Genomic DNA, 24,585 nt, shown 5'->3' on the forward strand with positions numbered 1-24,585 from the left:
GAGGCCTCTTAGTATGTGGACAGCCGTCAAAATAAACTGTATCCATCTTTTGTGTTTTTTAGAAGTACATTGTTGTACTATAAACTTTGGATCGGTCTAGGATGCTACTTTTGGCCGGTGTTCCAAACTTATCCACAATATTTACTGAAATAATTATCTGTTTCTTAATATGCCCTCCGCCAATGATAAAATTACTCACAGCTTATCACCTTTTCTTATAAATATGAATCTAATTTTCAGACCGTTAATTTATTTATTGATAATAATGTTAATGAGTCCCCAGAATAAGAATGGGACTAGCACTCGATTTATTTAGTTTGGTAATAACGTTAAGCAAATTTATTCTATTTTAGTCAGGCTTTTCAAATATTAGGAATGAGTTTTTTTTTAAAACAAATATCAACGATTCTACTCCTTCTTTTCATTTCAGAATATGGATTCGCCAAAGATAAATACCTAATAGGTTTTTCTCAGTGTGCCCAACATGGAGATTGGCGACTAAATATGGAAGCTGAAATGGAGCGTGAAATAATGTTTCATGATGATTTATCCTTGATCATAAAACAGTCCTATGACGATGCCAACCTACAGGTGCAACAGATTCACGAATTGGTTGAAATGGGTATCGACTTGTTAATTGTATCTCCCTATCAAATTGATCCCGTACAACCGGTTATCGATGCGGTATTTAAAAAAGGTATACCGGTAGTATTGGTTGATAGAAGAATCAATTCAGATAATTATACGGCATACGTAGGTGGTGATAATTACATGATTGGGAAAGTTGCTGCAAGTTACATCGCCAATAGGCTTAACAACAAGGGTAATATTGTAGAAATTATGGGAGGTTTAACTTCTTCACCAGCTATTGAGCGAACCCGCGGTTTTAATGAAACTCTGGAGAATTTTCCTCAACTTCAAAATATTATGAGGATTAATACAACTGAGACACTTGAAGTTGTGACTGACAGTTTATCTGAGATCATCAAAAGAGACATCGATGTTGATGCAATCTTTGCATTCAATGATGATTATGCGGTAATGGCCAGGAATGTTATTAATCAATCGATAAACGAAGATCATATTTTAATAATTGGAATCGACGGATTACCTAATGCAGGAGGAGGAATAGAAATGGTTGAAAAAGGAATTCTCTCTGCCACTCTAATATACCCAACTGGAGGAAAAGAAGCGATTGAGATTGCGTCAAAAATTCTGCACAATGAGGTGTTCGAAAAAGAAAATCTACTAAGTACGACACTTGTAGACCGCTCAAATGTTGACATAATCAGGAAACAATTTGATAAAATCAACTCACTTCAAACCGATATTTCCAAATCTAAGGATATGCTACTGAACCTGGGTGAAAAGTTTAAGTTTCAACAGTTCATGTTATATCTAGTTACAGGCACTTTCGTGCTTGTTATCCTTTTAATGTTCTTGCTCGTTCGATCATTTTATAAATTAAAGGATGCTAACATTCATCTCAAAAAGCAAAAGAAAGAATTAAAAAAGCTATCAGATAAAGTAGAAAAGATTACGCAAGAAAAACTGAAGTTTTTTACAAATATTTCTCACGAATTCAGAACACCTCTCACTCTGATTGTCGGCCCTCTTGAGGATCTTTTAAAGACATCTGATTTACCGGATAATATTTATAAACGAGTTAGCCTGATGCATAAGAACTCATTGAGGTTACTCCAGTTGATCAACCAGCTCATGGACTTCCGAAAAATAGAAAATTCAAAAATGAAACTTCAGGCAGGTCATTATGATGTGGTTAAATTTCTTAGCGATATTCATGAATCATTTTTGTCGCTTGCCGAGAATAGACAGATTAATTTGATTTTCGACACCAATTTATCGCAACTTAAAGCCTGGTTTGATTGGGACAAACTAGACAAAGTTGTATTTAATCTTGTTTCCAATGCATTTAAATTTACACCAACAGGTGGCACTATTATAATTAAACTTCGAAAAGAACTACTCACTGTAAAATCTTTGTGGGAAGAACAACTGATAATTGAAGTCACGGATAACGGAAAAGGAATCTCACAAAAACATATCAATCATATTTTTGACCGTTTTTATCAGGTTGACAAAACAGACAATTTGAAAGGGACAGGACTGGGACTGGCTTTATCAAAGGAATTTGTTGAGATGCACCGCGGTAGAATAACTGTTGAGAGCATTGAAAGTAAAAAAACAACATTTATAGTAAAACTTCCATTGGGAGATGCACATTTAACCCAGGAAGAAAAAATAAAGGATGAATGTCAAAAACCGTTGGTGCAAGATCTGCTGGGTTATAGTAATACCAACCAGAATGTGGACAATGATAAAGGGGCAACAATCAAAACACCGGACTCCATACCAAAACCAGTTGTTCTGCTTGTTGAAGATGACAATGACGTACGGTCATATGTGAAAGAATGTCTACAGGATACATACGACGTTTTTGAAGCCCAAAATGGAAAAATTGCCTTAAAAATGATTGAAGAAGAAGAACCAGATGTAATTGTGAGCGATATAATGATGCCAGAGATGGACGGTTTGGAATTAACCCATCAACTTAAAAATGATCTGAAAACCTGCCATATTCCAATCATCCTGTTAACGGCAAAGTCTTCACTTGAACAAAGGTTGGAGGGCCTTGAAGAAGGAGCGGATTCTTATATTCCCAAACCTTTTAGCAAAGAGCATCTACAAATCAGGATTAGAAAATTGCTTGACCTGCGTAAAAAAATTCACGAACGTTACAAAAGCCAGTATATTATTGAAGATGAACAAAATAATATTTCAAGATTGGATAAAAACTTTCTAGATAAAATTTCCAAGATAGTGAAGGATAATATTCAAAAAGAAGAGTTTACGGTAGAAGAGCTGAGTGATTTGGCAGGTCTATCAAGAGTACAAATGTACAGAAAAGTAAAAAAACTAACCGGAATGTCGGGAAGCGAATATGTCCGATTAGTGAAGCTGAAAGAATCCCTTGAACTGATTAAGACGAGCGGAAAAAGTATGGCAGAAATTGCTCATGAAGTTGGATTTTCATCTCCTTCCTACTTCGCACAGTGTTTTAAGAAACAATTTGGGATTTCTCCATCCGACTATGCAAAAAAATAGCCCGATGCATGCACCGGGCCTTTGCCTACCAAACTTCAAACTATACTTACCAAACAGATTTTAAACTCCAAACTTCTGCTTCATAGAGCTTAACACTTCCATTTGTTGAGAACAATTCTATCTTATCGTATGATTCTTTTGGGAAAACAATGTCGGTAAAAACTAACTTTCCTCCATCGACAAACACCTCCACAGAGGCTTTATCAACAAATAGATGAATGTTCATGGTTTCACCGGCTTTATAATCCGCTGTATGAAGTCCTGCAAAATTATCGGAGAATGAACAAATACCTCCTTCTGAACGATCAGTGTAAAATTTATTCTCAGTGTGGTAATATCCAATTTTAAAATACTCACCTTTGTCATTTTTTAAAACAATACCAAACTCTTCGGGCGCATTATCCCCTGAATCCGGCTTTAAGTTAAAATTCAGTTTCATTTCGGAGCACATGAGTTCAATTTTTGGCATTTCAAGTTCAACCGAACTGGAAACAACTTGCTCTGACAGCTCAATTTTCTCACCGCGAATTTCTTTTAACTCATCTACAGGATTTGAAGCCAAAATATATTCGTCATTGTAAATTTCCAAAACCAACTCCCGCGGTATTGTATTTGCGCTGCGCCATTTTTCTGTTGGCACAACAGTAGCGTAACTCCAGTTACTCATCCAGCCGATAAATAGTCGACGTCCATCTTCTTTTGGGATATCGCTCCAGGTAACACCAGCGTAATTGTCCCTCCCGTAATCCAGCCATTTTGTGTCAGACTGTTCTGTAGTAAATGTATTGCCATCAAAGTCGCCCACAAAATATTGTGTTGCAGAACCACCATTTGGTCCACCAGGATTAATACTAACCAAAAGTACCCATTGTTTTTCATCGCTTCCCTCAAGTTCCATCTCAAATAAGTCAGGACACTCCCATACGCCACCATGTGCACCTAAATCTATTCCAAAATCACCTTCCTTTTGCCAATCGATTAAGTTAGGTGACGAATAAAATTCAATATGGTCTTTTACGGCCAGTGTCATAATCCATTCTTTGGATTCTTCGTACCACATCACCTTTGGGTCACGAAAATCGCGGATGCCAGGATTTTTTAAAACAGGCTCACCGTATTTTGTCCAGGTACGGCCTTTGTCGTTACTATATGCAATTCCTTGTGTTTGAAAATCTATTTTTCCCTCTTTCTCTAAAACAGGGTTGTGATAAGTGAAAATTGCAATCAATGGAGGTAGTCCATCTTCTCCCAAACCTGAAGTGTTTTCCCAATCAACTACGGCACTTCCTGAAAATATGTATCCATTCTCATCAGGTGCCAATGCAACCGGTAAATGTTTCCAGTGAATAAGATCAGTACTTACTGCGTGTCCCCAATGCATCGGTCCCCAAACCGTTGAATCCGGATAATACTGATAAAACAAATGATATTCGCCCTCATAATAAAACATCCCATTGGGATCGTTCATCCATTTTTCTTCTGGTGTGAAATGAAATTGTGGACGATAGTTTTCAGAATAATAAGTGTTAGCTTCAATGATTACTTCTGGATTATTTGTTTTGGTAGTGCAACCAAATATTAGCACTGCTGTAAAAAGAATTAGTATTGTCTTCATTATATATTTCTTGAAATATTTATTCTCGTTCAATTATCTATTTAAGTGGCAATTCGGTAAAAATTATTGAATTATTTCAGTAAAAAGTCTGTTTGATTATTACTGCTTCTTAGTTCCCAGACTTTTAGTTCTTCAATTAGAACAGTTCCACCCTCTGCAAAAAACTCAACTTGATTGCTATTCTCATATTTTGGAAAAATACGGGTTGTAAAACCATCTTTTCCATTAATGAATCCTTCTACTACTGAGCCATCAATAAAAAGTTGAATCTCTATCTCTTCATCTGAGTTAATTTCATATTGCCCTTTTTCAATTTTCTTTTCAACCAACTCGTTTTGGCTTGATCTCGTTAGATCAACAACCATTTCGTCGGTTTTAAGGTCGAAGTATATTCGGGTTTCTTCCCCGTTTTCTTTGTTTTTACCAATGTTGAATCCGAACTTTTCACAGTCTTTCGAAATCACTTTGGCCATAATTTCCAATTGCTGTTTACCGTTAGAAAGAAGCAGCTTTTCACCCGCTTTGATTTCCTTTTCAGCAATGCTTTCTTCATTAGTACGAAGAGCTTTCAGTGCCGGATGTGGCTGCTGATAGATGTACCCATCAACCAGGTCCCACGTGCGCGGCATGCTGTAAAGGTGGGTCCAGCCTTGCTGCATCTGCATTTCTGCCGGAATCAAATCAGGTATAATTGCAATAGCTGTTGTTTGTCCATTTTCGTCAAAACTTACGGATGGAGATAACATTCGATTGATTACTTCCAGACGCTTCGGTATTTTATGGTCGGGAATAAATTTTTCATCTACAAAATCACCAGTCCAATAAACAGTAACTGCAGGTTTTCCGTCATGAGGAGTTGGATTCACCAAAAGGATGTATTTTCCATTTATTTTCCAAAACACAGGCATTTCCCAAAATATACCGGTATCATCAACGGAGCGATTTCCTTTAAATAACGGGTGCAAATATTCCCAGGTCTTCATATCAGATGATTTGTAGAGCAACACGGTACCTTTCTCTTCCTCACCTTCAACCAACCCAAAACCAACTATCATGTACCAGTTGCCCCCCTCTTTCCATAAATAGGGATCGCGAAAGTCGATTCGTGAAAAGTTTTCGGGAGGTCCCTGAACAAGAGGGTTATTCTTATATTTCTCCCAGACAATTAAACTTTCATCTTTAGGAGTTGCCAAGCACATTCCGAATTCTTTACCATCACCTCCGGTATACATTATTGCTGGCTTGCCATTATCATCTATAACTACATGCCCCGACCAGATTCCGTATTGGTCATAACCTTTTTCGGGAGTTAATACCGGACGGTGTTCGGTCCACTGAACCAAATCCGAACTACTATAATGTCCCCAGTTTATTCTTCCCAAATAGACATTCGTACCGTTCTTTTGATTGAAAATGTGATATTTTCCGTTGTAATAAATTAACCCGTGTGTTTCGTTTGTCCAGTTCGCTGCCGGCAAAACATGGTATTTCGGACGATTAAAATCACTTTCAAAACGATTTGAGGGTATAGATAAATCTGGTTTATGTTGAGCGAATTCCTTAATTTCTTGTCTATCAAAATCGTTTTCTGTTAATGGCTTGAACCAAACTTTTACTTCATCAATTATCCCGTTAATATAGTTAATCGGGAAAATATGAATTTTGCTTTCACGTGAATCACGTCCAATAAATAAAGACGAATATACCATTTGAGAAGCGGTAACCGGGGTGCTAAGAATAGGTTCACCATTTACAAATAGAGCAGCTTTGCTTTCGGAAATACCAAGTGCCAGGTTGAACCATTCAAATTTCTGAAGTTGCACACTTGTCGGATACCATTCTGTTTTTCCAGCAACACAAACCGAGAGCATTAATTCTCCAAATTGATTGATATTAGCAGCTATCCAATTGTTGGCATCTTGTTGAAATGAGAAAAATCCAGCGGTATCCGTCGGGTAAGTTTCCAGCGCAAACCAGGCTTCTACTGAGATATTTGATACGTTCTCAGGAAGTTTTGTTTGTAAAAACGTGGAATATCCATCCGTTCGCAAACCATTTCCCAAAATTCCAGGCACTAATTCAAGGTTTTCTTTCAAAGATTGAACCGCCTTTAAAGTTTCGTTCTTCGTATCCTCTTCAAATGACCAATTGACGTTGTACTTTTGCCGTTTGGTGCAAGCAATTAAAAAGGAGAAAGTAAATACAATTAATATTGGTATGTATTTCAGTTTCATTTTACCAGATTTGAGTTGGAAATGTTGTTAAAAATTGTAGGCATAAAAAGAGGCTGCCTAAATAAACTGCTTAAACAGCCTCTTTATGTTTCAATTCAGATAAAATGAATTTTATTTGTTCAATAAATAATCAATACTATTCTTATATATCTTATGCACATTGCTTAAATACGGATTGTCGCGGCCATCGTTCATATTCCATTCCATACCACCAATTCCAATTGTAATGATATAACCTTCGAACCTATCAAATGGGTTCCAGACAATAATACCTGCAAAACCCTGTCCGCCAACAGCCCAATCCCATGCAGCAATCGGTTCGGCGCCATAAAGCGAATTAAAGGTGGTATATGGCGCGTTGGTAATAGAGCCTAAATTCCACAAAGCATTATGGTCTTCTTTATATCCAGCGTCGATTACGTAAGCCATATTTGGCGCATAGAAGTCTAAACCAGCAGAAATAATATTAGCGACCTCAGAACCGGAAAAACCAACTCCCCAAGTATCCGGATTATTGCCTCCTTCTCCTGTTCCAATTATATTTCTTAAACCGGAATTGTCACGTCCTAACTCTTCAACAAGGCCTGTCCCCAACAATCCGGCTACAATTTTACCACCTTGTACATAAAACTTAGAAAGCACATTCAGTTTTTCTAATAAGGCTGCCGGTTGGTCTGAAGTTCCTACATTGTCGTAAACATATACTATAACATTAACTCCATCCAGTGCTTCATCCGATAATTCATCGAAAGAAATGTAAATAAAGTCAGTTCCATAAGTTGCTTCTGTCCACTGGGCTGCAGCTTTCACATCATCATCGGCTATTTCTGCAATAGTTGTACCGTCACCCAAAAAAGCTACTTTCGAGGGCAGCAACGTTGCATGAACCATATAGGTTCTTTCTGAAAACCCGTTACTTACAACAACCTGAGTAGGACTATTTAAATCAAGACTTGAGCCGCTTGTGGGTGTTACAGTGACTCCATCGGGCACAGTTGCCTCAAATACCACAGAACTTAAATCGGTACCACCTGCCAAACTGATATTTATGGTGCCGGACAAATGGTCAATTTCAGCACTTTTACTATTGATTGTAACATCTTCAACTATATCGAGAACCGATGGGCCATCCATATAGTTTTCCCTCTCGTTGCAGGATTGCAACCCTAGTAACAGGGTTACAATCGCTACTATATTTATATAGACTATTCTCTTCATTTTATTGAACTTTAATTATTTAAATAATCAATAATGTTCGAAGTAAGCATCTCAATATTGCCTTGATAATCATTAGGTCTTCCGTCATTTGAGCCAAACTCGTAACCAATAATTGTATTTTCAAGTGTAATTACCTTGCCCGCGAAATCTGTTGAGATGTTCGAGTCGAAGTTTGGTTCAACTGCTCCGTTTGTGGGTAGAAACTCTACTGCACCGTAGCCAAAACCATCTCCAATCCAACGTAGTGTTCCCAATTTAACGGCATTAACAGATTGTTCAAACACTAAAGCCGCATCTTGTCCACAACATCCGGGAGTTAAAATACCATCCATGTGCTGCCACCAAATTAATCTTGCTTCCCGGGTACCGGCATTGTTTAGATAAAGTTCTCCATCCCCTTCAAATGTCAATCCATTAAATATCGGATGTCCCCTTCTATCGCCTGAATTGTTAGCATCTCTTACACCTAATCCCCAAATATCATCTACCGGTTTGTCGTAATCTACGCAACCACCAGCATCGGCACAGCCAAACTCGGTATATCTGTAATTTCCTAAACCTCTATCGGCATTATAATCTGCCGGCATACGACCTAAAACATGAATAAATGATGTTGGGTCACCAGCAAGGAATAAGTTTCCACCACCTTTTACCCAACTTGTTAAAGCACCTGCCTGAGCCGCTCCTGGCTGCAATTCTGCTGGCAATAATGTCATCACATTATCTGAAGTAGCAAAATACTGTGTCCCATTTGTAAGCGGAGTCAGGTAATATAACATGGCAACATTCGTATTCGCCAAGGCCTCTTCTGTTATGTTGGCAATTTTAATGTATGCAAAGTCATCCGGATATTGAGCTTTCAAATATTCTGCTGCTGCTTTTGCATCGTCATCTTCAAGGGTATTTATACAATCAGCTTCTCCTAAAAAGACCACTTTGTTGGTAGATTCCTGCGATGATATTGTAACTTGGTATTCTGTGGTTAAACCTTCTAAATTTGTAACAATATAAGTTACCGGCCCCTGACTAAAATCCTGAGCCTCACCTGAAGTTGGAGATACTGTTAATTCATCGTTTAATGTAATTACAGGCGAAACAGAAGACAAATCTGATCCGGCAGGTAGAATAATGTTAATTGTCGATGCATCATTATCAATAACTCCTGTTACTGCACAAACATCTTCAGATGTAGCAAAAACATCAATTACAGGAGCTGCCAGTTGTGTTACAGTAACAATATATGATTTCCCGGTAAATCCGTCGTCAGATAAAACGGTATATTTAACAGGGGCTGTAAAATCATTTATTACTCCAGATTGTGGAGACGCAGTAGTCCCTCCAGGTATAGTATACTGAGGTGTTAATGCTTTAATATCTTCCTCACTTCCAATCGTAACGTCAATTGTCCCATTTACCTGGTCAATTACACCTACATTTTCACCAATGGCAAAAGTCATAATCATCGGATCTCCATAGGCAGCGATGGTAACTGTATATTCTCTGCTCACCTCGTTATTGGTAACTGTGAAAATTACCGGGCCGGAAGAAAAATCAAGTGTACTTCCTGATTCAGGTTCTATTGTTGCTCCTTCTGGAAGTGTCATATCAACGGAAACAGAACTGACATCTGCGCCAGCAGGTAAAATTAAATTTACCACACCATTAGTATGATCAATAGTTGCCTTTTGTCCATTAGCAGAGAAAGACCTCATAATCGAATGAGTATAGTCAGGCACCATATCTTCAAATTTAATGTCATCTTCACAGTTTGTGAATAAGGCTAAAGTGATTCCGAAAAAAAGAACAGGAATCCATCTGTATATATTTTTAATTGAATTTTTCATTTTATCGTTTCTTTTTAATATTCATAAATAGGTTAATTATTTTGTCTAATTCATGGATTAATATCCTGAACGTTGTTGGTAAACACCACCTGATGCATCAATTTCAATTTGTGGAATTGGAAGGTATTCATCTCTTCCCGAAGTAAATGATGCTCCTGCATAATAACTTCTTTTAGTACTCTCTTTAAACATGTAGTTATTGATCCAACTCTCGGCAATACCCCACCTAACCAAATCATAAAAATGATGTCCTTCATTATGCAACTCTAAACGTCTTTCTAATCGTAAAGCTTTTCTTGCATAATCTTGTGTTACTTCTGTAGGATACAGTTCTATAGAATAAGTGGCTGCATCTTGCGAGGGACTGTTAAAGTCATACACACGGGGTGTATTTTTTGCCCTGGTACGAATTTGATTAATAATACTCATTCCTGTAGCCACGTCACTTAATTCTATTGCTGCTTCGGCTTTCCACAATAGTACATCGCTAAATTTAATTATTGGAAAATCCAAAGCTCCTTTTGCCCAAGGGAAACCTCCTGATGCCCTTAAATCAGAGTAAGGATCTATTTGATATTTTTTTACTACATAATAGCCGTAAGTTGGCACATCCCTGTTCCAGTTAACTCGCATGGGCATGTTTTCCCAATGCTTCCATGTTATTCCTGGTCTACCTATTGAGTGGTCCAGTCTTGGATCTACTGGAGTTGAAGTATCGTCGTACTCCAAATCAGAGTTATTATACGAATCTAATAACGGTAGCCCACTCGAATTTACCTTAAATGCGTTCACTATGTTTTGTGAAGGTTTATGAAAATCGTCTCCATTTAAATATGGGTGATTGGGATCATCAGCCGGAGAATCAGGAGAATTTATTAAATCTCCAAAATTTAAGTTCCCGAATTCCGATCCATCGTTTACAGAGTACTGAATAGCGAATACATTTTCATCATTGCCATAACCAGGCGTTGAGTAAAGTTTTTCAAGGTCATCAACCAACCTGTATGGTCCGGCTATAACTTTATCCGCATAGGTTATTACCTCACTCCATTGTCCTTGAAATAATTTAGCCTTTGCCAAATATGCATAGGCAACCAGTTTGTTTACTCTACCTAAGTCTTCTTGAGTCTCTGGTAATACTGAAATAGCAGTATTTAAGTCCTCTTCAATTTTACCCCATAAAAATGATGAATCAAAAGAGTTTTCAATACTGGTAACATCTTCAACTGGTGTGTTTTCATCTATGTAAGCAAAAGAGCCAAAATTTTTCATTAGTTCGAAATAGAAATGGGCTCTCAGAACTTTCAATTCCGCAATCCTTAATTCTTTTTGGGAAAAATCAGATGTGTTATTGAGTACTACTATTGCGCTATTCACCCTGAATATTGCAAAATACAAGGCTCGCCATAAATTGTAAACATTTTCTGAAGAGGGAAATACTTGATGAATTTCCAGAGCATGCATTCCGCCTCCAGGATTATCACCAACACCGCCTCCTCCTTTATAAGCATCTCCGCTTCTAATATCGGAGAAACACCAATTAGATGGAGCATGGTCAAAGGGCCAATTATCTCTAAATTCACCGGTGTTAAATCTATAGTCTAATCCACTATAGGCACTAACAACAAGTTGTTCAGGATCCAAATTTTCCTCAGAAACTACATTTTCCGGCGCAACATCCAGAAAGTCTTCCTGACATGAAACAAGCAATAATGCTGCAAATATTATTAATAGTAATTTTTTCATCTTTTTAAAATTGTAGGTTAAGTCCGAAACTATACGTTTTAGTGTGTGGGTACACACCCATTCCTGCAATACCAATGCCTGTCCTGCTAAGCCCAGGCACTTCGTAGTCAAACCCTGTAAAAGAAGTTATGGTCATCAGGTTTTCTGCCTGTACATAGAATTTACCAGCATCAAGTCCCAATTTCTTAAAAAAGCTGTCTGTTTTAGTTGAAAAGTTGTACCCAATATTGACACTCTTTAGCCTAAAATAAGAACCATCTTCAACAAAATATGTAGAAGCTCTTTTTTGATCGTTTACATCTGAGGTACTTAATCCAGGAATAAGAGAATTAGCATTATCGACAGCCCAGGCATCTAAAGTGTTTCTTCCATGATTAAAACCAAAGTATGCAAAGTCAAGCATTTCGCGTTGAGCATTATACATGTCATTACCCTGTCTTCCATCAAAAAACACATTAAATTCCCAGCTCCTATAACCTGCATATAGATTTATTCCGTAAATAAAATCGGGATGTGGATTTCCTATAATTGTTCTATCATCCTGGTTGATCACTCCATCTCCATTAAGGTCTCGGTACCTGATGTTTCCTAAAGCTTTTCCAGGTTGTACTGCATGTACAGCCACTTCTTCCGGAGTCCTGAATAAACCATCGGCGATATACCCAAAATAGGAACCAATTGGATGTCCAACTCCTGTATAAGACACCCCTTCTAAAATGAAATTATCTGAGCTGCTTAGATCTGTTACTTCATTTTCATAAGCAGAGAATGTGAGATCGGCTCCAAAAGTAAATGCTTTTTGTGGAGAGGACCTATAGCCTAGTACCACATCGATCCCCTTATTGGTCATATCACCTGCATTAAAAAATAAAGTTTTGCCGGCCTCTCCCAATACAGAAGGCTGAATGACCTGTAATAATAAATCAGAGGTTTTCTTTTCGTATAAATCTAATACTAAGCTTATTCTATTGTTGAATAAACTTGCATCTACTCCCACATTGGTTTGATAGGATTGTTCCCATTTTAAATCCGGGTTACCGACTTGATTGGGAGATACACCTAAATCAATTTCACCACTACCACCACCGTTTAAATCATAATTACTATTCTCTATGGCTTGCTGGTAAATAGAATATTGTGCATATTCAAGAATGTCGGCATTACCATTAGCTCCCCAAGAAGCTCTGAGTTTTAAGTTATTTACGATTTCACTGTTTAATAGAAAATTTTCGTTACTTATAGTCCATCCAATTGAAGCTGTTGGGAAAATGGCATACCTATTATTGCGCCCAAAGCGAGAAGAGCCATCTCGTCTAATACTGGCAGAAAGGTAATATTTGTCTTTAAAGTCGTATGATGCTTTTGCAAACATAGACTCTCTTCTGCTATCTGCACCTATTCCATAAGCATCAAGATTACTATTATCTGCAAGAATATCGTAGGCTTCAATATTTTCAAAATCAACCTCCGTACCATAAGGAACCTGAACACGATAATAACTGTTATCCTGGTCTTTTCGATATACCTCGTGACCTACAAATGCGTTTAATGAATGTACACCTAACTCGCGACCATAGGTTAACAGATTCGTAAAGATATAGGTGTCCATGTTATTTCTATTTCGGGAATAACGAGCAACCTCTTCTCCACCAGACAAATACACCAAGTTTCCTAAGATACTTCCATTCTGATTAAAAGCTTCTGTCTGCTCGTTAAACCTAAAGCGATTATTATCGAAGTTAAGTTTCGTACTGAATTTTAATCCCTCAACAATAGTTAGGTCGGCATAAATATTACCAAAGGTTCTCCAGGTTTTCTGTACATTATTCCTGTTAATGTATAAAATTGCCAATGGATTCCATTTGTCCTGAAGACCAGCTCCAACAGGGCCTCCCCAAGTTCCATCTTCGCCATATACTGGAATCAATGGATTTTGTAACAAGGCATCTTCCATCGAGTTGCCTTTAACTTCCTGAAAATTTGATACTGTAAGGTTTTCACCGATTGTAAGTCTATTATTGAAGAAATTAACGCTGGAATTTAACCTGAAGTTTGTACGTTCGTAGTAAGTATGCTCTATCACCCCATCGTCTTTACTATACCCCAGTCCCATAAAAACTTTATACCTCTCACTACCATTTGAATAACCAAAGTCAGTAGTGGTGGAAATGGAATTTTTCAGAATAACATTTATCCAGTCAGTATTTGACACCCTTAGGTTATTATCTGAATCCAAAAACTCAGGTAAAGGCGTACCTGGAGTATAAGTTATATTACCTGCGGTAACAGGAACATTTCCTTGGGCAATATATCTTACGTCTAACCATTCCTGCGAGCCTAACACACTAAAATTGTCACGGACGGTATTCAGAGTCACCCTACTGTCTAATGTTATTTTGGCTTTTCCGCTTTCGGCTTGTTTGGTTGTCACAATAATTACACCTCTAGCTGCTTCTGTACCGTAAATACCTGCTGAAGCCGCATCTTTAAGTACCTGAATACTGCCAATATCATTAGGATTTAAACCTGCCGGAGATGTTGTTTGTACACCATCTATTACCCAAAGCGGGCCAGTTCCTCCAAATACTGAAGTTAAACCACGTATAGAAATTTGGGTGTCGTTACCTCCGGGAACTCCGGAAGAAGTGAGGGTTAAGCCCGGTACTCTACCCTGTAGTTTCGAGATCACATTAGGAGTAGAAACCATGTCCAATTCTTCGGTTTTCACGATCGAAATTGCTCCCGTTATGTCTGATTTCTTTTCAACTGCATACCCCGTAACAACCACTTCTTCCAATTGCTCGGTGTCTTCTATTAAAATAAAATCATAGATACTCTCAGAGCCTACAACGGCGGATACTTCTTTGAAACCAATAAAGGTAACTAGTAAAGTATCACCTTGACCAACCTGAATTTGATAGTTACCATCAAAATTCGAAATTGTCCCATTCGTTGTACCTTTTACGACAACAGTAGCGCCAGGCAATGGCTCACCATCACCGGATTTTATTGTTCCGGAAATGGTGCGTTGTTGCGCAAAAGATAACAGCGAAGTAAAAAACATTAATGTAAAACATAAGCTTTTCATTGCATTCTTCATTTTAATTATCTTTAGTTAGTAATTTTAAAAACTGTTACATCGGCCGTTGCAGTTCCTCCGTTGGCAAACATGTCGACCCCGGTTGCATTAGCAAGTGTTGGGAAAAAACGTCCTGTAAAATGTGATTGATTATCTACGAATACTTCCAAAACCGATCCATCAACAAAAACACGCACATCAACTACATCTCCCTGTTTAACAGGATAGTAACCAGTCCTAATGTCTTTTCGAACCAATGAACTAAGTGATGATTTTGAAGCGTCAACCACCCACTGTTGTGTTGTAAAATCGTAGTATACTTTATATTCTTCCTTACCATCAGGAGATTTTCCGAAAATAAATCCTACCTGATTAGCATCGCCAGTATTAATAGTTGCGTTCAGTTCAAAATGACGTTCATTATAATTATTTAGATAGTTGCTTCCAGTGGCTTCTAATGTAAGACCAGTGAATGTTTTTTGGTCTCCCCTTAAGGTCTCCAGATTAGGGTGAGGTTTAATTACAATTGTATTCGATTCATCTAATTCCCAAACCTGTGGTACGCTGAATAAATGAGCCCATCCTTGCTCCATTTGGAATTGTGCATCCACCTCGTCTGGGATAATTCCTATGGCTGTTATTAACCCTTCTTTATCCTCTGTTACCGTCGGTGACAAAAATCCATTAACAACCTCTAATTTTTTAGCCTTTTCGAAATCAGGAGTGAATACACCGTTTTCGAATTGTCCGATCCAATATGTTGTAATGGCCGGAGTCGCATCGGGAGTTTTTTGAACTAAAAGCATTTCTTTTCCATTAGGGAATTCATAAACAACAGGCATTTCCCAAAAAGCTCCTTCTCCTTCACTCTTCCGCCCCTGAAAGGCTATTCCTTCATAATTCCAATTCTTAAAATCTTCACTTTTATAATAAACAAGATTACCACCTATTGATGATATTCCACTGCCAACTACCATGTGGTAGGTACCATCTTTTTTCCAGATATACGGATCTCTAAAATCCATATCTACCTGATATGGTGCGAAAGGAATTACGGGATTATACGAATCTTTAACAAGTGTCTGATAATTATCGGAGGATGTTGCAGTACCGATACCTGCCTTAACCCCATCAACACCTGTATATGCAACTGCGGGAGTACCATCGTTAAGTATAATTGCACAGCCTGACCATATGCCAAAATTATCCCATCCTTCATCAGGCCATAAAACGGCATTCTGTTCATCCCAATCTACAAGGTTAGAACTTGTGAAGTGCCCCCAATTTTGTTGAGCGATTCCCAGAAAAACTTCATTTTTCTGAAAGAACATGTGGTATTTATTCTGATGGTATATTAGTCCGTAAGATTCATTTGCCCATCCATAATCGGGAAGAGCGTGATATATCGGCCGATAAAAGTTATCAGAATAATTAATATCCAATTGATAGGATACCGGAGGCGATGGTGGGCTATACTTACTATATTCAGAATTTACAATTTCTTGAGTTAATTGACCAGAAAATATCATTAACTCATCTATTGCTCCTGAGAAATAGTCAATATCATAAATGCCAATCTGCTCACCTTTTGTATTTTTCCCAATAATGAACGAAGTGTTGCCTGCTGGCCATGAGATGTTTCCGTTCGGGATAGTAGTATTTTTAATAATCGTTTTATCAAGAAAGATCTTCAATAAACCGTTTTTGGGACTGATGCTTACCATCACAGAGCTCCATGCATTTTTTGGCAGACTTTCGGCAGTTACATGTTCATACGAGACTCCATTTATAAAGTAGTTCACTACTATCTGACCAAACTTATTTATACCTACCATCACTCCAGTATTCGAGCCCTCAGAAGTCAGTGCCAACATAGCAGAAGTGCGTATAGGATACGATCTGGGTGAAACCCATAAAGACAAACTAAACTGACTTTTAGGAAGAATACTGCTAGATAATGTCCCGGTTATCTGGCTTGACAAGCCATCGAAAAACAATCCATTACCCAATACGCCAGGCATTCGGTTAATACCGTTACCCAATATTTCGTAGTTATTGTTGGTATTCGATTCGACGGTGGTATTCCCGGAGGTTTCATTAAACTTAAACGCAACTACTTCCTCAATCGTTTCTACAGGAGTGACTACCGGAGGAAGTGGTCCATCATCATCGCTACACGATAAAGAAAAAGCAGCAATGAATAAAGATGAAATAATTAGAATGATTAGTTTCATTTTGTTCCCTATTTAGTTTCCTGATAAAATTTCATTAATTTCAGCCATGTCGTACCTTGGAGTCGCTCCTTCTTTTGATGCAACAAATGCTCCTGTTGCACAAGCAAATGCCAATGCATCGGCAGGTTCTTTTTTATTTAGGAGAGATGCAATTAATCCTGCAAGAAATGCGTCTCCTGCACCAACGGTATCAACCGCATTTACTTTAAAACCAGGGTGTTCATAAAATTCGCCATTGCAATACAACAAAGCACCATTTTCGCCCTTCGTTAAGCAAACCATTTTTATATTGTAATGTGCTACAAACCACCTTATCAGACTTTTTTCATCGTCTTTATGTTTGTTGTACCACTGCGCAAAAACCACTAGTTCATCATCGTTTAATTTTACTATATCGGTTTTTTCCAGTAGCTGTTCAACGACTTCTTGCGAATCATAAGGTTCACGGAAGTTTACATCAATAAGGTTAATACCTTCATTATCCAACATTTTCAGAATGGTCTTTCGCGTTAGTGGATTACGTGAAGCCAAGGAACCGTATATAACCAAGCCTGAACTTTTTGCTTTTTTGACTAATTCGTCAGTTAAAAGAATACTGTCCCAGGCAACCGGTTCACAAATCTCATAGGTAGCGTTATTATTATCATCCAGATGGACCAAAACCTCACTGGTTGAAAGAAATTCATCGGTTTGGATGTATTTCGTAGTAACACCAGACCTTTTTAGAAAATCTTTCAGTTTTTTACCTGACTCGTCGTTCCCAATTCTGCTCGCAATAGCAATATCTAACCCAATTGCATTTAAATGAAGTGCTACATTCATTGGCGCTCCTCCAGGCTTTGCTCCCGATGGTAAACAATCCCACAGCACCTCTCCAATACACAAAATTTCGTTATTCTTTATTTCCATTTTAAAGTGATTATTATCGTATTAGCTCTTTTTGAATGTCCTCCAATGATTTTCCTTTAGTTTCAGGAAGTATTTTCCATGCAAAGACGAAATGTAAAACCATCATTATTGTGAAAAAACCGAATGAAATACCTCCACCAACAGTATTGTTCAGTACTGGAAAGCCCCAAATTAAGGCAGCTGCAAAAATCCAATGGGTAAAGCTGCCAAGCGCTTGTCCTTGTGAGCGAACTTTGTTTGGGAAGATTTCTGAGATAACAACCCAAAGTACAGCACCTTGTGAAAATGCGAAGAAGGCGATAAATCCCATTAGATAAATCATGACACCATAGCCACCCAGTTCCGAGTAGTTTTCGGTAAAGAATGCTTTTGATAACATTCCGAGGAAAAATACCATACCAATCGAACCCGCCATTAGCAATGTGCGGCGGCCATATTTGTCAATTAAAAATAATGCTACGAACGTGAAAAGTAAGTTGGTTGCACCAACAGAGATCGACTGTAAGAGCGATGCATTGGTCCCAAAGCCAGCCATCTCGAAAACACGCGGTGCATAAATCATTATGGCATTGATACCTGCCAGCTGATTGAAGGCCGCAATTAGAACCGCTATTAGTATTGGGAAACGGTTTTCCTTAACGAATAATTTGCCATGTCCCATTGCCTCTTCCTGTTCTACTGATTCTTTTACATTTCGAACTTCCTCTTCAGGTCTTTCTGCTCCTATACGTAGAAAAACACCTAAAGCTTCTTTGCTTCTTCCTTTATTGATTAGCCAACGTGGGCTTTCAGGAACTAAATTCAGTAATAAAAAGAAAAGTGTAGCAGGCAGGACTTCAATTCCAATCATCCAACGCCAAGAGTTGCTTTCAATTATATTTGCCAGAAGATAATTAATTGCAAATGCCAAGAATATGGCAGCTACAACAAAAAATTGGTTCATGAGTACCAGCTGTCCGCGTTTCTTTGCCGGTGAAATCTCTGCGATAAACATTGGAGTTACTACTGTTATACACCCCAGTAACACACCTGTTATCAAACGACACACCAGAAGCATTGTCCAGTTTATTGCAAAAGCGCTACCTAAAGTTGATAAGGCAAAAAGACCAGATAATACAATTAATGATTTGCGGCGACCATATTTTTCTGCAGGCCTACCTATTATTAATGTACCAATGATGGTCCCAATAATAGCAACAGCCACAGTAAAACCCAGCCAAAAGCTATTTAAATTGTATAAAGTTTCTAATTGAGTGGTGGTTCCTGACATCATAGCAATATCATAACCAAATAGGAAACCACCCAAGGCGATTATAATTGCAACTGTAAAAACATTCTGTTGTTTCATCTCGATTCAGAATTATTGGTTTATCATGAATCAAAGATATTTTGCGCCTATTGGTTTCGCTTCCATCAACGATACAAAAGCTCCTTTAAATGTTACATTTTAAGTCGATTTTATGGGCATTTTAGTTTATGTAACAAATTGTAAGAAATGTTTCATTGAAAAGATTGCTCCTTTTTGAGAAACCTACATTCTTCTTAATTGTTGGACGACTGAATTTAAATGCCCTTTTTTTTGCGATCTCTATAACTTTTAATCAAATTACATTTTTTCAAATTCAAAAATGTCTTCACCACAACTCCCTCCTAATACTCACTAATTAAAACACTTGAGCCAATTATTCTTATTTTCGCCATTTTTTCATTTGTCCAAAAAAGATCCCCAGTTTCCTGAGAATCCATAAATTACACATTAACTCAATAATCAAAATTATCAGAATATATAAATACAAGTTTGCATCACTTCATTGTATTATGGCATATAATCAGGAGGTCGATGAAGAGGATTATGGCTACTTTAAAAGTTTTAGATTAATTATTTATGATTAAGGGTAGTTATAGTATTTTCAATTAATTAGCTCATAAAAATCGCCATCATTTTCTCACCACTGATTTCCACCTTACTAAACCTTTCGTTGATAAAATGGGAATCAGATAAAATAAATCTTTATTTTGAAAGGTTCCTTAAATCCCAAGACAATTAGCTTCAAAGACTCATTCCCCGATCTCTATTCTTCACCTTATATTTCATATTTGGCTCCTTTTTACGTCCTTTACTTTTCTCCACCAATCGATTCAGATCTCTTGCCCATTGTGCCAACTGAAATTGATCAATTACCTGTGTCGGAATTTGAATTTCCTGTTCAGCTTTGGCCGTTAAGTAGAACTTTGGCCGTTCCTTAAACTCAGAAAGCCTGATCGGATAACGAACCGGATTCCCTATTTCATCCGTGACAAAAACAACATGTCCTCTTCCCGACCTCCTAACCTCCACATTAAAAAGCTCCAGCGATTTGTTGTATAACTGTTTTGTCGATATGGATTCAATTTGGTTTAGCTGATAAAATAAACTCTCCAGGTTCTGTTTCAGATTTCTACTACCTGCAGAAAATTTCAAATTGGATTGTACCTGGTTCTGCTCTTGGGACAAATCATATTTTTGTTCGAGGGATTTGATGAAACGTTGTGTTTTCTCCTTCTCATAATTGTCTTTAATTTTCTTCCCGGTTTCGCAATCAATCCGTGTGGAAACAATATGAAAGTGTGTCCGGTCCAGATCTGAATGCTTATACACAAAGTAAGGCTGATTTCCATAACCCATATGTCCCATAAAGTTTCCGATTTCTGAGCGGATTCCTTTGTCTCCCAGTTTTACCAAATCCGTTACTGTTGGATTTACAGAAATATGCAAGCCTTTCTTTTTCACCCGTGTGTTTCTCTCCTCAATTTCTTTCAGGATATTCAGCCGATCGTGTTTTGTTCCGGCAAAAGGATTTATGGTTGGCGTATTGCCGCTTTTATAAAAGTGTGCCTTTTTCTGCTCTACTTTCTTTTCGTTGTAGAACAAAGCATTTTGGGTATTGCCCGATTGATGGATTACGATGACCATAGTAAAAATTTAGCGCAGGTGTTTTTGTAAAAAAGCCAGACATTGCATCACCATCTGAAAAGTCTGTTTTAGCAGACGCCGGTCATTATCTCCAACATTGTAAGTAGAAAATGAATTCATCTTTTTAGAGAGCTGGTTCAGGTTCACACCGATCCTATTTAATTCATAGTCCAAATTAGTCAACCGTTCTTTTGTCTCCGAATCCAAGTGAACTTCCTTCTTAACTGATCTCCGAAATATGGCAAAGCGTATATAATCACTCCGGCAGCCAAACTTCCCGGTACGCACCATACTATCCAATCGCTGCTTTTCCTCTTTAGTAAGAAGCAGCCGGATAATCTCGGTTCGTTTTTCGTTTTCCGGTAATTTTGGTCGCATAATATACTTTCGTTTTGCTTTTTTGGGGAGGGGACTGCAAGTTGGTTTGGTCAAAACCAGGGGCTCCTGCCAGACAAGATACCGAAGGTTTTTATGGTAATAAAAACACATCTTGCAGTCCCCTCCCCCCGTAGTTGTTTCGTAGTGACTTTTCGAGGTCTTCTCTGGTCGGAGTATTCCCAAATTGTATCCCTGAAAAAGTCAATTGTTGATTCATTGTCTTCTGCTTTCTCCCTTCATAGTGAAAAAATTGAACATCATTTTTAGCCGGTCGCCAATCATTCCTCCGTAAAATTCATCGGAAGAAAGAGTCTTAAATGTAAAATTTGAAGTGGCATGAGTTATGGTTCCCACATCACTTCTGAGGCTTAATAATTCAGAAATTGGCCGACTGATATTTCCGTAATCCATGACTGTTTTTGATTCCCTTCCGAATTCATCGATGATCAAAGGCCTTTTGACAAACATTTCCATGGACTGCTCTTTAATCTGTTCCTGGAGCTGAACGGATTTGACAAACCGAAGTACGGGATAATTCAGATTCAATTTTCTGACGATATGGTTATGAAGCATGGAATAGGTTTCGAGCAAAACTGTTTTGCCACATCCGTATTTTCCTTGCAATAACAATCCCTTTGCGAGATCTCCGGTGAAAGAAGAATTGCCAGTAACGTACAAGTAAAGTTGTTTTATCACCGGCTCGTTGAATTTATCGATCACAAAATTCCGGTCCTGATTTCGTTGAGCCAGGCACGTGTTCCCGAATGCCTTTATCAGGTTTTGAAATTCAGCATATTCAAAAGGAAAAATTAATCGGCGGCGGCGCATCTTTTCTTTTTCACCGGCAATTATCTTTTGAGCATCGTTGAGCAATACATCACAGAATTTTTGCTTAGTCGAAATCACTTCCTGTATGGACAAATCCTTTCCCTTTTCCATTCGTCTTTGTATTTGTACTATTGTCTTTAGTCTTTATATTATAGGGTGTAGATCTAAGGTCAGACCTAAGTGTAGACCTAGGTGTCAGAATCTGATACTTAGTTTTAACCCTAAATCCACCCCCGGGAACATAGTTTAACAATCCTGCTTCCTTCAATTGTCCCCGGGCCGATTTCAGTACCTGCAACGAAATATTGGCATTGGCCGCCAGTCTTTTGTCGGCATATTCAATCCATTCCGGCCATCGTGATCGGTTGGCCACATGAAGCAAAAAGAAATACAATCGGGTTTCATTTCCAGTAAAATTTAGCTGTTCATCCAGTCGCCAAAAGTTATTAATCAACTCAAACAGATTCATTATCCTCTCACTTGCGAACGCTTTCTGAATCCGGCTTTTGCTTCGTTTTCAATCTCCTGCAGTGTTTTCTTTTTACCACTGGTGATCCATTCGAGTAATTCGTCTTCGAAAAAGTAGAGTTGCTTTCCGTTTTTGTAGCAAGGAATCATACGTTTGCGCACAAGGCTGTAAACGGTTGGTTTAGCTTTTTTGATGATCTTACAGGCTTGGTCGATTCCGATCGGAATACGTTTGTTGACTTCAACCGGTGTCTGGCCTTTTTCAACCAGAACTTTTAATTCTGCCACTTCGGTAACCAGGTGGGCTACTGCTTTGGGTAAGTTTTCGAAAGAAATTTCATTGACATCCATAACTATGTTTTTTAATCGTTATGAAGCAAATAAAGCCAGTGTTTTTTCTGTGTTGCAAAAACACAGGAGAAACACTTCAAAAACACAGGGGATGATGATTTTTATTTGTGCTTATTCTTCGGAAAGGCTTTTCCGAATCTGAATAATACCTCTTTGCTCGTCATCTTTTAAATGCCGTTTGATGGTTTCGGTTTCCACATTTCCAAGAACTGAGGGAAAGACTTTTTTAAGAAAGGCTACCATTTGCAGCTGATTACCAATCCTGAAATGGTTCCAGATATTCCAGCCAAAATGATAAACATCGATACTGCTTAATTCGGTGACTTCTACCGATTGAATTTCATCTGCCGGCTTCTTTTCTGCATAGGATATTATATTCCTGGAAAGCAGAACCAAATCATTTTCGGAGGTATAGGCTGCAAAAACTGTTTGTGTGTATTTAACTGCAATGGCAATCTTATTATTTTCCTGATCTGTGATCAACTGTCTTTGCTCAGTCCTGATTTTATTGATCCCGGCTGAATCATTAGATTTTTCAGCGGGATCTTTTGATTGTTTCTTTTTAGGAAAAAATATTCTGGCTATTACAGTATAAAGATCCGTTAAAAAAATAGACAGCAGTACATAAACAAGAACACCAAACAAAGTAACGGCTACAAAAACAATATTCGCCGTAAATTCATCTGCGCCAATACCTATTACAAACATTCTTGCAACAACACCCAGAATGATACACGCCAGTAATACGGATAAATAAATTACGATATTTTCAAAATATTTGGAGTGCATCTCTTTCTCAGCTGACTTTTAAATGCAGGACTACAAACTTCTGTAATTCCTTGGTTTTTATTGAATCTAATTATTGATATGTGTTTCTAACTATTGCAAGGTAACAAATGAAAATTGAATCCAAAAGATGTATGTGCATTTTGAGTGTTGTTACTCCATCCAATAAATAATACCTGTGAAACAAAGAATCTGAATTGATTTTATTTGAACAAATAAAACATTCCTCAAAAGAAACGAAAAAAGGGAAAAAAAGAAAAGAAAGCCTAGTAGTTGTCGGCCGTGGATAAAATGCAGGATTGCCACGGAGACCTGTAAGAATATTAGAACTACCTGCAAAATTAATAATCCGGGGCATTCATCTTGATCTTGCATTTTTCCCAGGAAAGGTTCTGTGGGGAGGCCGGCGATATTGGTTTTCTTTTTTGTTTTTCCACCTGTAAGGTCATTAAAACCTGTAAGGTCGTATATGTGGGCGGCTAAGGGAAAGTGCAGGACTGCAGTGAAACGAAAGGATGGCTCTTTTGCGTGCGGTGCCTGAAGGCGTTTTTCGCTGTAACGGTGGAAAAGAGACCGTTCTCCGTGAGTGAGCGAACGGGATAAGGGAGTATTGCAGCCGGTCAGGGGAAATGGCCGCGGCACGGGAATATGCTGCAAAAACAATAACATCAGAATTCTTTTTCAGATAATATATTATCTATTTTCGTTTAATTTTTGTATTTTTAGCTAATATCTTATTCACAATATGTACTCATTAGAACAAACACCTACCGAGGTTAGTAAAAAGTTAGCACAAAGATTTCGTACCCTGCGAAA

At 38.0% G+C, this 24,585-nt stretch carries 17 protein-coding genes; 1 reads left to right on the top strand and 16 read right to left on the bottom strand.

The features are described 5' to 3' along the window. Positions 1-375 precede the first annotated feature (375 nt). The gene (locus tag QZ576_RS19720) at positions 376-3,126 is read left to right on the top strand and encodes a substrate-binding domain-containing protein (protein ID WP_297100420.1); all 2,751 of its coding nucleotides are present in this window, start codon (positions 376-378) and stop codon (positions 3,124-3,126) included. A gap of 46 nt (positions 3,127-3,172) precedes the next feature. Here the strand turns inward: QZ576_RS19720 and QZ576_RS19725 are convergent, their stop codons facing one another. The 16 genes from QZ576_RS19725 to QZ576_RS19800 form a co-directional block, all read right to left on the bottom strand. Next, entirely contained in the window at positions 3,173-4,741 is a 1,569-nt protein-coding gene (locus tag QZ576_RS19725) for a glycoside hydrolase family 32 protein (protein WP_297100423.1), read from the bottom strand. 71 nt (positions 4,742-4,812) lie between these two features. After that, positions 4,813-6,975, bottom strand: coding sequence for a GH32 C-terminal domain-containing protein (locus tag QZ576_RS19730; protein WP_297100426.1), 2,163 nt, complete (start codon positions 6,973-6,975; stop codon positions 4,813-4,815). A 111-nt stretch (positions 6,976-7,086) separates the two neighbouring features. Continuing rightward, positions 7,087-8,193 (bottom strand): DUF4960 domain-containing protein, encoded by a 1,107-nt coding sequence (locus tag QZ576_RS19735; protein ID WP_297100430.1) that lies wholly within the window; start codon positions 8,191-8,193, stop codon positions 7,087-7,089. 11 nt (positions 8,194-8,204) lie between these two features. Then, entirely contained in the window at positions 8,205-10,037 is a 1,833-nt protein-coding gene (locus QZ576_RS19740; protein WP_297100433.1) for a DUF4960 domain-containing protein, read from the bottom strand. 57 nt (positions 10,038-10,094) lie between these two features. Next, positions 10,095-11,783 (bottom strand): RagB/SusD family nutrient uptake outer membrane protein, encoded by a 1,689-nt coding sequence (locus tag QZ576_RS19745; protein WP_297100434.1) that lies wholly within the window; start codon positions 11,781-11,783, stop codon positions 10,095-10,097. Positions 11,784-11,787: 4 nt separating this feature from the next. Next, on the bottom strand, positions 11,788-14,883 hold the full coding sequence (locus QZ576_RS19750) for a TonB-dependent receptor (protein ID WP_297100437.1): 3,096 nt from the start codon (positions 14,881-14,883) through the stop codon (positions 11,788-11,790). An 11-nt stretch (positions 14,884-14,894) separates the two neighbouring features. Continuing rightward, positions 14,895-17,096 carry a GH32 C-terminal domain-containing protein gene (locus tag QZ576_RS19755; RefSeq protein WP_297100439.1) on the bottom strand — a complete coding sequence of 734 codons (2,202 nt, stop codon included), beginning with the start codon at positions 17,094-17,096 and terminating at the stop codon, positions 14,895-14,897. Between the two features lie 12 nt (positions 17,097-17,108). After that, complete coding sequence (locus QZ576_RS19760; RefSeq protein WP_297100441.1) at positions 17,109-18,005, bottom strand: carbohydrate kinase; 897 nt, start codon at positions 18,003-18,005, stop codon at positions 17,109-17,111. A gap of 13 nt (positions 18,006-18,018) precedes the next feature. Further along, positions 18,019-19,353, bottom strand: coding sequence for a sugar porter family MFS transporter (locus QZ576_RS19765; RefSeq protein ID WP_297100444.1), 1,335 nt, complete (start codon positions 19,351-19,353; stop codon positions 18,019-18,021). A gap of 702 nt (positions 19,354-20,055) precedes the next feature. After that, positions 20,056-20,958, bottom strand: a complete 903-nt coding sequence (locus QZ576_RS19770) for a relaxase/mobilization nuclease domain-containing protein (RefSeq protein WP_297100447.1) — start codon at positions 20,956-20,958, stop codon at positions 20,056-20,058. A gap of 9 nt (positions 20,959-20,967) precedes the next feature. Continuing rightward, a complete protein-coding gene (gene mobC, locus QZ576_RS19775) occupies positions 20,968-21,336 on the bottom strand; it encodes a plasmid mobilization relaxosome protein MobC (RefSeq protein ID WP_297100450.1) in 369 nt (122 codons plus the stop codon). 213 nt (positions 21,337-21,549) lie between these two features. After that, positions 21,550-22,275, bottom strand: coding sequence for a hypothetical protein (locus QZ576_RS19780; protein WP_297100452.1), 726 nt, complete (start codon positions 22,273-22,275; stop codon positions 21,550-21,552). Continuing rightward, positions 22,229-22,633 carry a hypothetical protein gene (locus QZ576_RS19785; protein ID WP_297100453.1) on the bottom strand — a complete coding sequence of 135 codons (405 nt, stop codon included), beginning with the start codon at positions 22,631-22,633 and terminating at the stop codon, positions 22,229-22,231. Before QZ576_RS19785 ends, QZ576_RS19780 begins: the two co-directional genes overlap by 47 nt. Then, on the bottom strand, positions 22,633-22,983 hold the full coding sequence (locus tag QZ576_RS19790; RefSeq protein ID WP_297100455.1) for a helix-turn-helix domain-containing protein: 351 nt from the start codon (positions 22,981-22,983) through the stop codon (positions 22,633-22,635). Before QZ576_RS19790 ends, QZ576_RS19785 begins: the two co-directional genes overlap by 1 nt. Before the next feature lie 111 nt (positions 22,984-23,094). Beyond that, the gene (locus QZ576_RS19795; protein WP_297100458.1) at positions 23,095-23,772 is read right to left on the bottom strand and encodes a hypothetical protein; all 678 of its coding nucleotides are present in this window, start codon (positions 23,770-23,772) and stop codon (positions 23,095-23,097) included. A 150-nt stretch (positions 23,773-23,922) separates the two neighbouring features. Beyond that, positions 23,923-24,438 carry a hypothetical protein gene (locus tag QZ576_RS19800; protein WP_297100461.1) on the bottom strand — a complete coding sequence of 172 codons (516 nt, stop codon included), beginning with the start codon at positions 24,436-24,438 and terminating at the stop codon, positions 23,923-23,925. Between the last annotated feature and the right edge of the window lie 147 nt (positions 24,439-24,585).

Source organism: uncultured Draconibacterium sp. (genome assembly GCF_913060805.1).
Lineage (GTDB): Bacteria > Bacteroidota > Bacteroidia > Bacteroidales > Prolixibacteraceae > Draconibacterium.

What these genes read in the sequence shown, in the direction of transcription:
- QZ576_RS19745 (WP_297100434.1), bottom strand. Translation starts at nt 11,783, where the DNA reads ATGAAAAAATTACTATTAATAATATTTGCAGCATTATTGCTTGTTTCA.
- QZ576_RS19735 (WP_297100430.1), bottom strand. Translation starts at nt 8,193, where the DNA reads ATGAAGAGAATAGTCTATATAAATATAGTAGCGATTGTAACCCTGTTA.
- QZ576_RS19765 (WP_297100444.1), bottom strand. Translation starts at nt 19,353, where the DNA reads ATGAAACAACAGAATGTTTTTACAGTTGCAATTATAATCGCCTTGGGT.
- QZ576_RS19760 (WP_297100441.1), bottom strand. Translation starts at nt 18,005, where the DNA reads ATGGAAATAAAGAATAACGAAATTTTGTGTATTGGAGAGGTGCTGTGG.
- QZ576_RS19755 (WP_297100439.1), bottom strand. Translation starts at nt 17,096, where the DNA reads ATGAAACTAATCATTCTAATTATTTCATCTTTATTCATTGCTGCTTTT.
- QZ576_RS19795 (WP_297100458.1), bottom strand. Translation starts at nt 23,772, where the DNA reads ATGCACTCCAAATATTTTGAAAATATCGTAATTTATTTATCCGTATTA.
- QZ576_RS19740 (WP_297100433.1), bottom strand. Translation starts at nt 10,037, where the DNA reads ATGAAAAATTCAATTAAAAATATATACAGATGGATTCCTGTTCTTTTT.
- QZ576_RS19725 (WP_297100423.1), bottom strand. Translation starts at nt 4,741, where the DNA reads ATGAAGACAATACTAATTCTTTTTACAGCAGTGCTAATATTTGGTTGC.
- QZ576_RS19785 (WP_297100453.1), bottom strand. Translation starts at nt 22,633, where the DNA reads ATGAATCTGTTTGAGTTGATTAATAACTTTTGGCGACTGGATGAACAG.
- QZ576_RS19790 (WP_297100455.1), bottom strand. Translation starts at nt 22,983, where the DNA reads ATGGATGTCAATGAAATTTCTTTCGAAAACTTACCCAAAGCAGTAGCC.
- mobC (WP_297100450.1), bottom strand. Translation starts at nt 21,336, where the DNA reads ATGCGACCAAAATTACCGGAAAACGAAAAACGAACCGAGATTATCCGG.
- QZ576_RS19770 (WP_297100447.1), bottom strand. Translation starts at nt 20,958, where the DNA reads ATGGTCATCGTAATCCATCAATCGGGCAATACCCAAAATGCTTTGTTC.
- QZ576_RS19720 (WP_297100420.1), top strand. Translation starts at nt 376, where the DNA reads ATGAGTTTTTTTTTAAAACAAATATCAACGATTCTACTCCTTCTTTTC.
- QZ576_RS19750 (WP_297100437.1), bottom strand. Translation starts at nt 14,883, where the DNA reads ATGAAGAATGCAATGAAAAGCTTATGTTTTACATTAATGTTTTTTACT.
- QZ576_RS19730 (WP_297100426.1), bottom strand. Translation starts at nt 6,975, where the DNA reads ATGAAACTGAAATACATACCAATATTAATTGTATTTACTTTCTCCTTT.
- QZ576_RS19780 (WP_297100452.1), bottom strand. Translation starts at nt 22,275, where the DNA reads ATGGAAAAGGGAAAGGATTTGTCCATACAGGAAGTGATTTCGACTAAG.
- QZ576_RS19800 (WP_297100461.1), bottom strand. Translation starts at nt 24,438, where the DNA reads ATGTTATTGTTTTTGCAGCATATTCCCGTGCCGCGGCCATTTCCCCTG.